The organism is Nostoc sp. CCY 9925 (genome assembly GCF_963920935.1).
In the GTDB taxonomy this organism is placed as follows: domain Bacteria; phylum Cyanobacteriota; class Cyanobacteriia; order Cyanobacteriales; family Nostocaceae; genus Nostoc.
The window spans coordinates 38,944-52,164 of the sequence record NZ_CAWUDO010000061.1 but is presented as its reverse complement, the minus strand read 5'-3'; the positions used below and the strand labels follow the sequence as shown (position 1 = coordinate 52,164).

The window sequence follows — 13,221 nt, the reverse complement described above, 5'->3', positions numbered from 1 at the left end:
GTTCCTTTTGATTTGCGTTCTCTCATATCGCTTTTAGTCTAAACTCCAGTTAATAAGAATGGCTCAATTCGATAAGAAAGGAGTACGTTTCCTTTAGAAGGTTGCTTTGGTTTGAGGGAAACAACTTGTAAGGTTTTGGCGTAATTGATGCGAGCTTGGATTTTTTTGGAGATTAGAGAGAAGGAGTTGGCGATCGGAGATAGAATATTATTTGGCATTTATTTCTACCTAAATTATTTTTTTCACGCAGAAGAGCCAGTGCGTTGGGCAGTACCGACTTGCAGCAACTGGCGTCGCGCAGAGAGAAAGAGGTGAGATTATCTGGAAGCTGTACCACCGACAGTCATCATTCTTAATAGCGGCCAATTTAAATCTTTTTCAGAGATTTCAGTTACATCTAAAGGCCAATCAATGTTAAAAAATGGGTCGTCATAGCGTAGACCTCTTTCATATCCAGGTGTGTAAAATTCACCTACTTGATAAACAACTTCGGTTTCATCTGTGAGCGCTTGATAACCGTGAGCAAACATTTCTGGAACGTATAAAGCGCGGCGATTTTCTGGAGTGAGTTCTACACCGATATGCGATAAAAACGTAGGAGATTCGGGACGCATATCAATAATTACATCATAGATAGCGCCTTTAGTGCAGCGAATTAATTTTGTTTCTGCTGCGGGTAAAATTTGATAGTGCATTCCCCGAATAGTGCCTTTTTTGTAATTAAAAGACAAGTTACATTGGGCAACTGTTGGCTTTAAACCGCGTGCTTCAAATTCTTGAGCGCAGAAACTTCGAGCAAAAAAACCACGATGATCTGGTTTTTCTTCTAAGTCAATAATGAATGCGTCTTTAAGTTCAGTTTCAGTGAAGATCATATTGATTCCTTTAAAATGAATGTTGATTACAGAAAAGAGATGAACCACAGAGGCAGAGAGAAGCCAGTGCGCCCTTGCGGTTCCACGACTTGTAGCAACTGGCGCGACACGGAGAGATGAGAGATATTTTGTGTTAGTTTTATTTCTCTTACTCTGTGTTCTCTGTGTCTCTGCGGTTAATTAAATTAGATATTTTTCCAACACAAACAGGTAATTTACCTTTCTAAGTTGAAACTTTAACTCCATCTAACACAGAACGTAACTCTGCTCTCGGATAAGTATCATCCCAATATTGCGTACAAAGGTCTGGTCTTTCCGGGGGGTTAGCAGTATAACAAAAGAACAATGCTGACCGTTCTTCTGTGCGGACTGTGCCGTGATGCAAAGCATTTTTCGTATCTACAATAATCACTGTACCTGCTGGCCCTGGGCAGGATTTCCAAGCTGATTTAGGGATGATTGGTTTAACTTCTTCATCATCAATACCCATATAACCTGACTTGTAAAGTTTGTAGTAAAGCTGAATATATTTCCAGCTAAATACAGGAGCTAAAGAACGGGGAATATATTCAAATGGGCCAGTTTTTTCTTCAACATCATTCAAGTAAATGAAGATTTTGATAATGCGACGGTCTTCAGCATCGCTATGCCATAGCAGCGTCCCAAATTGATGTTTACTAGGAAAATCTTTACGTAAATGTACGCCATGAAAAGCAACAGGAAGACCAATATAATTTTCGATGATGTTGAGCAGCCTTGTTTCTTTTCCCCAGTTAGAAAATTCTGATAAACCTGTCACTGTGGAAATTTGTGGCAACCTTTCATCTAGATGGCTGTTATTTGGATTTTCCATCTGAGACAATTGTTGGTAAGCAGCTTTGAGGAGTTCGGAGCTAGAATCTAACCCTAAATCTGCAAGTGTTGTGACACAAACACCGTCTTTTTTGAGAGCATTTAGAATTTGGCGATCGCCTGCTTCTAATGCTGGCAATTTTCTGCTATGCTTCCAACGAGCTAGGTAGTATTCCAAATCAGAAAACAGTGTAGATATTTTCCGTTTAATTGCACTCAACATGGTATAAATACCTCATAATTTTTGATGTATAATCCTCAGATTTTGAGTAGTTTATGGCTCATAACTGCGCATTTCTTGACTAGATATTTCACTTGATTCTGCCAATTTCAACTCTTTAGAAATCATCACGTCAAAAGCACACAAGCTAACTAAAGCCAAAAATGGAACTACTGTCTTGATGGCGGACATCGGCCATCTTCTTAAAGCACCCAAGAAAACTTTCCAGTTGACTTCTTTGCCATTTTGCAATAGCATCCGTCTACAAAATTGCTTAGAATATCCATTTTCTTGCAATTTTAAAATAACTTCCGGTATGTGTTTGTATTGCATTAATAGTGCAGATTTTGGTTCTTTCTGCCAATAACTCACACCAACAACACATTCTAAATAAGTTTCCTGAGTGACAATTACACTACCATTCGCAGCACAATAACCAGCTAAATATGCTAAAGATATCCAGTTATTCTCAGCATCTGGCCAAATTTGTAAAGCGCGTTTTACTAAATCAGTGCGGTAGACTGTAGCCGTCAAAAAGATAACTGCACCGACACTTTTTGAAAAACAATGTTCAAATATAGCTTTACCGTCACCATCACCATTTTCGCTATCTATATCAAACCAACGGTTACCAACAATTGTAGGTGGGTGAACTGGTTCACCAGTAATTTGATTGCGTCCAGAAAAGTTGAGGAATAATAATGATAAATTTTCGTGTTGTCTGAGTTTGCTGATTACATAAGCAATAGCTCTATCCTGAATTGGGTCATCATCACCAATTGTCCAAACATATTTTGTTGTTGTAGAATTCAGGCAATACATAATATTTTTAACTACGCCTAAATTCTTGGAGTTTTTATTTGATTTAAATGTGATACTGCTGAGTATCGTTTGCCATTTTTTTATTACTTCCTGAGTATTGTCTGTTGAACAATTATCAGAAACTAAAATTTCACATTCATCTTCAAAACCTTTGATAGCTTGAGCCAGCCATGCTAATTGTTTATCCAGTAACTCAGCACGATTATAAGTAGGAATGGCAATGGTCAGTAATTTAGGCATAGTAGAGTAATGAAATTTGTAAATAGCCTATTGGTCGTGAGATGGTAAATATTTTTATGGTAAATACGCCTTTTAACAAGAAGTAATTCAGGAGTCAATCATGAAACACAACACTAAATCATTCGTGTAACTTTTCCTAGAGGAAATTTAATGATTTCAATTGTTGGCGGTGCTTAGCCACACTAATTAATTATGAATTCTAATTTTTGAATCCTGAATTACTTATATTCAGTAATTACAACGCTATTAAAACCCTATCAGGAACAGGACATGGGTAAATTTTTACTTCAGGAATTGGCACTACAAATTGTCCACCCCATTCGCCAATAAATGCCATTTGTTCCATAATTTCTTCCTTGAGATTCCAAGGTAAAATTAGTACATAATCTGGCTGAGTTTCACGAATTTTATCCGGATGAAAGATAGGGATATGAGTTCCAGGTAAAAATAAACCTTGTTTGTAGGGATTGCAATCTACTGTGTAATCGATAAAATCTTTACCAATACCACAGTAATTGAGCAAAGTATTACCTTTAGCAGGTGCGCCATAACCAGCAATTGATTTACCTTCTGCCTTAGCTGTTAAGAGAAAACTTAATAGCTTGTGCTTTGTTGCTTTAACTTTTTCTGCAAATGTGACGTAAGTTTCTATTCGATGTAGTCCAGCTGCGATTTCTTTTTCTTTGAGATGGCTAACTCGTTCGCTAATGCTAGGATTAATAGCGTAGTCATGTCTAGCATAAATTCTCAGGGAACCACCATGAGTTGCTAATTCCTCCACATCAAAAAGTTGCAAGTTATGTGCTGCAAATATTTTTTCGATTGTCAGGAACGAGAAGTAAGAAAAATGCTCGTGATAAATAGTATCAAATTGATTTTGCTCAATGAGTTGCAAAATGTGAGGAAATTCCATCGTTAAGATGCCATTTGGTTTGAGGATGGCTTTCATTCCGGCGATGAAATCGTTTAGATCCGGTACATGAGCTAAAACATTGTTACCTATTAAAAGGTCAGCTAGTTTTCCTTGCATAACCAGTTCTTTGGCAGTCTCAATTCCAAAAAACTTGTTAATACTAGGAATACCTCTATCTTGAGCAATTTTGGCTATATTTACTGCTGGTTCTATTCCTAAAACCGGGATGCCTTTCTCTAAAAAATATTGCAGCAAGTAGCCGTCGTTACTAGCAATTTCAATAACTTGGGTATGATGATTAAAGTTAAATCTTTCTACCATCATATCGGTGTATTTTTTGGCGTGTTTTAGCCAACTTGTTGAGTAAGAAGAAAAGTAAGCATAGTCACTAAAAATTTGATCTGGAGTTTCAAACTGTTCTAATTGAACTAAAAGACTGTCTTCAGAAATATAAGCGTGAAGAGGATAGAATTTTTCTGCTTTATTTAGCTGCTCTGGTCGCAAATAAGCATTAGCTAAAGGTGACATTCCCAAGTCAATAAAAGTTTTGTGTAAAGGTTGACCACTGAAACGACATTTTGCGCTCGCCATAATTTCAAGCCCTATTAATAGTGAGTAAATTACTGTGTAAAGAAGAATATATGTTCGTAGTTTGCACTTTAGTGCTAAAGCACAAACTACAACTAATTTCTACTTTCTCCAGAAGAAATCTTTGTCAATTTGCTCAGTACGAATCAGATACTCTAGCTGTTTTAAACGGGTAAATCCTCTAAACAAGAAAGTATCTTCAGCCATATCGATTTGACTGAATAAATTAAGTAACTGCTCGGCACCAAGTCGAGCATTCCAATCACACTTAAATCCGGGTAGAATGCTGTTGATTTTCTCGAAGGATACCCGATAGCTGCGGTTATCTGCGCCGTTATTCCCAAAGAACAATTTACAATCAGGGAAAACATCAGCAATAATTTCAGCGATTTCTTTCACCCGATAGTTGTTAGCTGTATCTCCGACATTGAAGATTTGGTTATGTATAATATCCCGTGGTGCTTCCAAGGCGCAGACTATTGCTTTGCAAATATCCAATGCGTGGACTAATGGACGCCAAGGTGTCCCGTCACTAGTCATTTTGATTTGTTTGCTAGTCCAAGCCAAACCTGCCAAGTTGTTTAAAACAATATCAAAACGCATCCTGGGAGAAGCACCAAAAGCAGTTGCATTCCGCATAAAGGTAGGTGAAAAGTCATCGTCAGCTAATGGTGCAACATCTCTTTCTACAAGAGTTTTACACTCTGCGTAGGCTGTTTGGGGATTAACTGGAGATTCTTCTGTAACATCATCTTTGGTAGCAACACCGTAGACACTACACGAAGACATATACACAAAACGACGCACACCCATAGCCTTAGCTAAGCTAGCCAGACGAACTGAACCTACATGATTAATTTGGTAGGTAATATTGGGTGCCAATTGTCCGGCTGGGTCGTTGGAGAGTTCCGCCATGTGAACAACTGCTTCCACACCTGACAAATCTTCAGGGGTGATGTTGCGGATATCTTTATTCAGGGTTTTGGCTGTGACATCTGTACCGTTGTACAGCCAACCAACTTTATAGTAACCAGTATCTACACCGATAACTTCATGTCCCCGTTCGATTAACAGAGATGGCAATAATGAACCCAGATAGCCTTCTGTGCCGGTTACTAATATTTTCATTGTGGTTAATGCCTTTGTATTGAAGAGTTAAATTCGATTTAGTTTTGTAGGGGTGCATAGCTATGCGCCTCCACAGCGTGTTGTATTTACAAGACAACCGCTATATGACTCACTTCAGAGTCATTACATACTTAGTAAAATCCTTTGCTGCCTTATCTATTGGGCAACAGCAGTCTTGTGGGATGGGCGTCTCGCCCGTCCTTCGGCGTCTTTGGGCGGGCAAGATGCCTACCCCACAAGATTCATCCCTGAATTGAGGAACGCCTATATGCCCTCAAAGTGCAAGCAATTTATACCAATTCTCCAAAATGAGGCAACAGATATAAATCACAAAGTCTCGCTGCATCTAGATTTTTGGTGTTGCGAATTGCGTTAGCGAAGCGGTAGCGAGGAACGAGCGTCATTGCGAATTGGTATTATCTATGCAGTTACTACACTATCTAGATGCGAGAGTTGGGGAATTTGCGCGACAATGGCTTTGCCAATTTCTAGAGAAGAAGTAGCAGCAGGAGAAGGAGCATTGCAAACATGGATGGAGTTTTGACCAGAAACAATCAAAAAGTCGTCTACAAGCTTGCCATCGTTCATTAAGGCTTGAGCGCGGACTCCTGCATGGGTGGGGACTAAATCTTCTGCTTGGACTTCGGGAATTAGTTTTTGCAAACTTTTAACGAAGGCTGCTTTACTAAACGAACGAATAATTTCTTGGATGCCTTCAGGCGCATGTTTGGCTGCCAATTTCCAGAAACCGGGATAAGTCATCACTTCCAGAAAATCGCCCAAATCAAAGTCGGTTTTTTTGTAACCTTCGCGTTTGAGAGACAAAACCGCGTTTGGCCCTGCATGAACGCTACCATCAATCATTCGGGTAAAGTGGACACCCAAGAAAGGAAAATCTGGGTTGGGTACTGGATAAATTAGAGTCTTGACTAGATAGCGTTTTTCTGGGGTGAGTTCGTAGTATTCTCCCCGGAATGGGACAATTTTGGCTTGGGGTTCAACTTGACCTAATTTTGCAGTGCGATCGCTATGCAATCCACTACAATTAATCACGAACCGAGTTTCAAAGCTACCTTTATTTGTTTCTAGTACCTGACTTTTTCCTCTTGGTGAGATTTTCAGTACTTTTGTATTTAGGTGTAAATGTCCCCCCTGCTGTTCAATCAGCTGGGCATATTTCAAACAAACTTGCTTGTAGTTAACAATGCCAGTTGAAAATACCCGAATTCCACCTACACAACTAACATGAGGTTCAATTTCTTTAACTTCTTCGGGGCTAATTCTTTGGACTTCTATACCATTCTCCAAGCCGCGTTGGTAGAGATTTTCTAGGCGTGGTAGCTCTTGTTCTTCAGTCGCAACAATTACTTTACCACAAACTTCATGGTCAATTCCATGTTCTTGACAGAAATCCACCATTGAACGAGAACCGTCACGACAAAATTTAGCTTTGAAACTTCCTGGCTTGTAGTAAATACCAGAATGAATCACCCCGCTATTATTGCCGGTTTGGTGAAATGCCCATTGACTCTCTTTTTCTAGTACTAAAATACGTGCATTGGGATAGCGTTTTCCTAAAGCCAGCGCCGTAGAGAGTCCAACTATTCCCCCACCTATAATCGCAAAATCATACATTAGTATTATCGTACTTCCAGTTACACTATAAATTTACTTGGGCATTGGGCATTGGGCATTTGTTATTCCCCGCGTCCCCGCGTCTCCCCACTCCCCACTCCGCTCTACCATACCTTCCAAGGAGCCTGACTGCTGTTCCATAGCCCCTCTAGATGATTTTTATCGCGTAAAGTATCCATTGGTTGCCAAAAACCATAGTGCTTGAAAGCAGATAGCTGTTCCATAGCAGCTAGCTTTTCTAATGGCTCTTGCTCCCACACGGTAGAGTCATCAGCAATCAAGTTTAGCACTTCTGGTTCTAATACGAAATAGCCGCCATTTATCCAAGCGCCATCGCCTTCAGGTTTTTCGCGAAAGTTGGTGATTTTAGTTTGCTCATATCCTAAGGAAATGGCACCAAAACGTCCTGCTGGTTGCACGGCTGTGAGTGTTGCTAAGGTGTTTTGTTGTTGATGAAATTTAACTAGCTCGGTGATATTAATATCACTTACACCATCACCATATGTAAAGCAAAAAGTTTCGTTTCCCAGATGTTCGCTGATTCGTTTTAAGCGTCCACCTGTCATTGTATGGTCGCCTGTATTTACTAGGGTGACACGCCAGGGTTCAGCATATCCAGAATGCACATTCATCTGGTTAAATCGCATGTCAAAAGTAACATCTGACATGTGTAAAAAGTAGTTAGCAAAATACTCTTTAATTATGTAGCCTTTGTAACCACAACAAATGATGAAATCATTAATGCCGTGGGCAGAGTAAGTCTTCATTATGTGCCACAGAATTGGCTTACCACCAATCTCAACCATCGGCTTAGGTCTGATACTAGTTTCTTCACTGAGGCGTGTACCAAGCCCTCCGGCCAAAATCACCGCTTTCATGCAATTACCTCGGAGATTTGTAGGGATATTATTTGTCTTTTCTGACATGAAGAGGATGCACTTATATCGAGAAAAATTGATTTCTGATTTGTTTTTCTCAGTCAATAATCTAACTGTATTTTTTTACAAAATTATGAAGAACATATAAATTAAAATCTTTTCTATATAAAAGCTCTGTGAATATCTATACAGCAGAATTTAGAATTAATTAGCCAAGTATAAAATTACTCTCAAATTCTTTTTTAAAAAATTAAACCAATTTGAAATAAAAAAACTCCAAGAAATAAATTACTACTACTTATAGAGCAATACGGTTCAGTTAAGGCTCGAATAGCTGTAAAATAGGCATTGTTTCCAAAAATGGAAATCAAGTTAGGTGCATCTAAAAGAATTCTCATTAGTGTGTCATAAAATACAAAGTACGGAGATATTTAAAGCGATAGAGGTTGCTATCCCATCAACTTCAATCGAACAAGCGATCGCTAAAACAAAAGTTGAAGAGGAACGTCATCGCTCATTACCAGCACAACTTGTAGTTTGCTTAATAATAGCCATGAGCCTATGGTCGAGAGACTCAATGCGGGATGTACTCAAAAATCTCATTGATGGTCTTTCAGAGGCATGGGTTAAAGTTGGTAAATATTGGCGATTCCCTTGTAAATCAGCTATAACCCAAGCCAGACAGCGATTGGGAGCAGGGGTGATGAGACAGTTGTTTCATCAGTTGGTGCAACCAATGGCAACAAGCGAAACAATAGGAGCCTTTCTCAATGGATTACGAATTGTAGTGATTGATGGAACTTGCTTAGATATCCCAGATAGCGATGAAAACGCAAGGGTTTTTGGTCGTCCTGGTAGTCGCCCTGGTACAAGAGCTGCGTTTCCCAAAGTTAGATTAGTTATTTTGGTGGAGGCAGGAACACATCTAATTTTCGATGCATTAATGTGCCCATATAGAATTGGAGAACGAGTCAGGTCACTAAAATTATTACGCTCGGTAACATCGGGAATGTTATTGATGTGGGATAGAGGTTTGCATTCCTACACAATGGTACAAGCAACGGTAAATAAAGGCTGTGATTATTTAGGAAGAATTCCTGCTAACGTTAAATTTTTAAACGAAGAAGCTTTAGACGATGGTTCGTATTTAAGTTATATTTATCCATCGGGCAAATTAAGAAAAAAAGGTTTTGAGCCAATACAAGTACGAGTCATCGAGTACACAATTGAGAATCCTGATAACCCAGAAGAACAAATTAAATATCGTTTAATTACCAGCTTATTGGACATTGAAAAATTTCCAGCCCAGTTACTAGCTTGTGAGTACCATCAACGCTGGGAAGTAGAGAATACGATTGATGAACTCAAAGTACATCTTTTAGGACGAAAAACCCATATTCGTTCTCAAAAGCCACGGGAAGTGGTGCAAGAAGTTTACGGTTTCTTATTAGGTCACTGGGCTATTCGGTTGTTAATTTTTCAAGCTGCCACGACTGCGAAAATTGCACCCCTGCGTCTAAGCTTCACAGGAACATTACGAGTTGTGCGTCGTGCCCTCCCAAAATTCCAGCGTTTGCAGCTACAAGAACTCCCCTTTTTTTAGCTGGTTAACTATGGAGATTCTTGACCAAGTTTTACCTGAGAGGGTTCATAGAAACAATCCAAGGGTTGTGAAAAAGCCTGTATCAAAATTTCGCTCTAAAAAAGTTAAACACAGAGGTACTGGAACAAGAACTAATCCTCCTGTATTTGTTGTTTCAAGCACTGCATAGCCTTAACTGAACCGTATTGACTTATAGAGCAGGCAAGACGCCCACCATACAAGAGTTAATTGGAAATTTTTTATTTGTAAGTTCCTAAAAATGCGACAGATATATGGGTATGGACTTACAGATGTACGCCCCTAGAGATGATTCATTTGTTGCAAAGATTTTTGTAAATAGTATTACTCAATTCAATAAAAATGTCACATATAAAACAACTAGGATTAACGCTAGTTAATCCTAGTCAGGTTTGATTTATTGAATTAAAACCAAATATGCAAGTAATAAAACTTACTTGTTTTTAGTTGACTTTTTCCGCGCTATTAGAGCCTTGGAATAAAGGATCACATTTGTTTTCGACAACTACACACATGTTACTGAGTGCTTGCTGATAGTTATCCATGTCATCTTGCTCAAGAAACATTTTAGCCGCTGTCTGTAAATCTGCGATCGCTTTACTTTGGTTTTGGTTGGATTCACTACCACCATATTGCGCTAGTTCATAACGAACCATACCTCGTTTGAGGAAGGCTTTTGCTAGTTTTGGGCTGATGGTTAATGCATGGTTAAAATCAGCGATCGCTTGACTATATTCTTGCTCATAACTGCTGCTATATTGGGCAATTTGATAGTAAACAACACCGCGCTGAAAATAAGCTTCTGCTTTAGATAAATTCAGTTTTATTGCTTGAGTAAAATCTGCGATCGCTCTTCTATAAACTTGTTGAGATTCACCGCTATATTTAGCCATTTGGGCGCGGACAATACCGCGTCTAATATAAGCTTCAACTTCCTTGGGATCGAGGCCGATAGCGCGATTATAATCAGTCAGGGCTAGATTATATTCTGTATCCGGATCGTTACTATATTCAGCAAGCATAAACCGAGCATTTCCCCGATTCACCAGAGCTTTAATTTCATTGGGTTTGATTTTCAGGGCTTGGGTGTAATCTACAACTGCTCCTTCATAATCTTTGAGATTATAACGGGCATTGCCACGATTTACGATCGCTCTGGCATGTTTTGGTTCTTGTTCAATGGCTTGACTATAATTTGCAACTGCTTTTTCATAGTCTCGCTGTTTGTAAGCAGTATGACCTTGTTGATAATAATCTGCGAAGCTGAGTTTATTAATTCCCTGACCAGATTTCAATGTTTGTTGAGTGTAAGCATTGTGGGAAACTAACGGCTCAGTAAATTTAATCATTAAGTCCGCAGATCCCAATAAAACTAAACCCAACAAGCAAAAACCAATTGGGTACAAGTTGGATTTTTTGGAACGTTTATAATGCGAACCGCTTGGTGTCATGGGTTGCCAATAATTCGCTAGGTGCGATGACATGGCTCGCTGTGGCAAACGCGGTGTTTGGGTGTAGCGCTTTTTCGGTTTGATTCGCGGTTGGAGATGTTCTCTGGCTTCTATAGCCCGATGTGATGGAAAAGGATCGCGTCCACCTAATCGCACGCTACGTTCGCACCAAGGACAAAGATCTAGGTGGTTGTTATAACGATGTTGAGGATTAGTAGTGCAAGTAATCAGGGAATCTTCAGCTTCGGCTATTGCACTGAGCCAAGTTTGGGCGCTGGGGCGCAGTTGTGGGTTGCTGTGACCGTCTTCAAAACAACGCACAAACAGTTCTTGTAAGCTGGGATGAAGAATTTCCCAAGGAGGTGCAATGGGTGTAGGTAGGTAAGGTACGCGTCGCTTTTGGCTGTAAGTGAAATGACCGGATGCGATGCGGGCTTCGTAGGGCGGTGGCTCGATGGCGCCTTGAAAAATCCCCGAAAATGGGTGCGTACCTTCCATTAAGAGTTGAAATACCAGTACTGCTAACCCGAATAAGTCGTGAGAAATTTCGCGATCGTGTTCCGCAAAAGTTTTATTTTGGAGTTCTGGTGGCGTAAACTCTGGTTTACCCACTGGGCAACGGTAAACAAGGTTGGTGTCTGGGTTACGTACTTGGAAAGAGTCAGTGTCAATCAAGGTCACTAGTGCTGTGTCACTGACGAGGATGTTTGACTCATTCACATCGCCAATGCAATATCCACTGGCGTGCAAAGCCGCAAAAGCCGCCGCCAGGTTACGAGCCGTGCGGAGCAGGTACTGATAGTTGAATAAGGGGCAGTGTTGGCGACGGGTTCTGGGGTTATAAAAGTCAATGATTGGACGCATTCCCTGAATGCGTGGCATTAAAAACCCCAGGATGCCGTTGCTACCATCCGCCCCGTGCAATAAATCCTCTGGCCAAGCGATGGAAATATGCCCCAAACTAGCTGTGGGGTTTTCCGGGGGGTTAGCCAGCATCGCTTGGAGTTTCTCGGCATGGGCAATGGTTGGCTTATGGTATATCTTGGCCACCAAGTTACCATCGGATGGCACTGCATAAACACAAGCTTCACCGCCACGTCCCAAACTGATACTCAAATTGAGGATTTCTTTTTTAGGAGAACAACGTAGTACCTGCATAGTCAAATTACCGCTAACGGGAGTATTTAAAATCTCAAACCTTTAAACTTAATGCTTATGAGTTGTTGAATGCAGCTATTATCAGTGTCAAATCATCATCAGTGCGTTGGGCGATCCGCTCTGAGCGTAAAAATTTTACTAACTGCTCTTTTGCTGCTGTCTTATCCTCGGCATTGGCTACAAATTCAAACAGCGGAAAAAAGAACGGTTTATGAGGTTCCCCAACAACCATATTTAAAGCCAGCATTTGTAACCCGTCAGTAATTATACCAACATTTACTATGTCTGTACGCCATAATTTCATCTGTGCTGTATCTAAGGCAGTGGGCGAAGTCAAAAAGGTGGTTTCGTTGATGTATTCGCCGCTATCAGGCATAGTCAGTGCTAAGAGGTTGCCCAGTTGGTCTTTGGCCACAGCCAAACCATCACCTATTTGGGCTACAGCTACAACGTCTGGTGTGGCAACCATGATAATTAAGGTAGTTGCTAAGTCACCAAGTTCTTTATCACAAGCAACAGCCTCATCTTCTACAGCTTTTTTGGCAGCTAGAATGGCATCATTTAAGAGCGATCGCACATCAGCATCATTAGTCAAACTGCTTCGGGTCAGTCCTTTACTAGAAAGGTTTTCGATCGCTGTTTCCACAGCAAGCATCGCTCCTACTTTCCCCAGACTTGCAGAACCCGCGCCATCTGCTGCCGCTGCCACTAAAATGTTATCTGACAATATCTGCCAGTGATGAGCATCCTGACATAATTGCTTGTTTCTTAAGTGACTTGTACCACATACTGACGCAGCCACTATCCGCCATTGAGCAATCTGTTTTGATATGTTCATAA

General features: G+C 40.3%; 11 protein-coding genes. 1 reads left to right on the top strand and 10 read right to left on the bottom strand.

Features of this window, described 5'->3' with window-relative positions; all coding sequences use genetic code 11:
* Window positions 1–38: 38 nt before the first annotated feature.
* The 8 genes from ACM0OY_RS25875 to rfbF form a co-directional block, all read right to left on the bottom strand.
* Window positions 39–218, bottom strand: coding sequence for a hypothetical protein (locus tag ACM0OY_RS25875; protein WP_414571681.1), 180 nt, complete (start codon window positions 216–218; stop codon window positions 39–41).
* 99 nt (window positions 219–317) lie between these two features.
* Window positions 318–875 carry a dTDP-4-dehydrorhamnose 3,5-epimerase gene (rfbC, locus tag ACM0OY_RS25870; RefSeq protein ID WP_414571680.1) on the bottom strand — a complete coding sequence of 186 codons (558 nt, stop codon included), beginning with the start codon at window positions 873–875 and terminating at the stop codon, window positions 318–320.
* Window positions 876–1,098: 223 nt separating this feature from the next.
* Window positions 1,099–1,950, bottom strand: a complete 852-nt coding sequence (locus ACM0OY_RS25865; RefSeq protein ID WP_414571679.1) for a phytanoyl-CoA dioxygenase — start codon at window positions 1,948–1,950, stop codon at window positions 1,099–1,101.
* A 51-nt stretch (window positions 1,951–2,001) separates the two neighbouring features.
* Entirely contained in the window at window positions 2,002–3,009 is a 1,008-nt protein-coding gene (locus tag ACM0OY_RS25860; RefSeq protein WP_414571678.1) for a glycosyltransferase family 2 protein, read from the bottom strand.
* Between the two features lie 235 nt (window positions 3,010–3,244).
* Window positions 3,245–4,513 (bottom strand): methyltransferase domain-containing protein, encoded by a 1,269-nt coding sequence (locus ACM0OY_RS25855; RefSeq protein WP_414571677.1) that lies wholly within the window; start codon window positions 4,511–4,513, stop codon window positions 3,245–3,247.
* A gap of 99 nt (window positions 4,514–4,612) precedes the next feature.
* A complete protein-coding gene (locus tag ACM0OY_RS25850) occupies window positions 4,613–5,638 on the bottom strand; it encodes an NAD-dependent epimerase/dehydratase family protein (RefSeq protein ID WP_414571676.1) in 1,026 nt (341 codons plus the stop codon).
* A gap of 420 nt (window positions 5,639–6,058) precedes the next feature.
* Window positions 6,059–7,273: an L-2-hydroxyglutarate oxidase gene (lhgO, locus tag ACM0OY_RS25845; protein ID WP_414571675.1), complete on the bottom strand. Its 1,215-nt coding sequence runs from the start codon at window positions 7,271–7,273 to the stop codon at window positions 6,059–6,061.
* A 104-nt stretch (window positions 7,274–7,377) separates the two neighbouring features.
* Window positions 7,378–8,151 carry a glucose-1-phosphate cytidylyltransferase gene (gene rfbF, locus ACM0OY_RS25840; protein ID WP_414571674.1) on the bottom strand — a complete coding sequence of 258 codons (774 nt, stop codon included), beginning with the start codon at window positions 8,149–8,151 and terminating at the stop codon, window positions 7,378–7,380.
* 466 nt (window positions 8,152–8,617) lie between these two features.
* Between rfbF and ACM0OY_RS25835 the strand changes: the two genes are divergently transcribed.
* Entirely contained in the window at window positions 8,618–9,754 is a 1,137-nt protein-coding gene (locus ACM0OY_RS25835) for an IS4 family transposase (RefSeq protein ID WP_414571682.1), read from the top strand.
* Between the two features lie 461 nt (window positions 9,755–10,215).
* Here the strand turns inward: ACM0OY_RS25835 and ACM0OY_RS25830 are convergent, their stop codons facing one another.
* The gene (locus ACM0OY_RS25830) at window positions 10,216–12,381 is read right to left on the bottom strand and encodes a tetratricopeptide repeat protein (protein ID WP_414571673.1); all 2,166 of its coding nucleotides are present in this window, start codon (window positions 12,379–12,381) and stop codon (window positions 10,216–10,218) included.
* 55 nt (window positions 12,382–12,436) lie between these two features.
* Entirely contained in the window at window positions 12,437–13,219 is a 783-nt protein-coding gene (locus ACM0OY_RS25825; protein WP_414571672.1) for a PP2C family serine/threonine-protein phosphatase, read from the bottom strand.
* Between the last annotated feature and the right edge of the window lie 2 nt (window positions 13,220–13,221).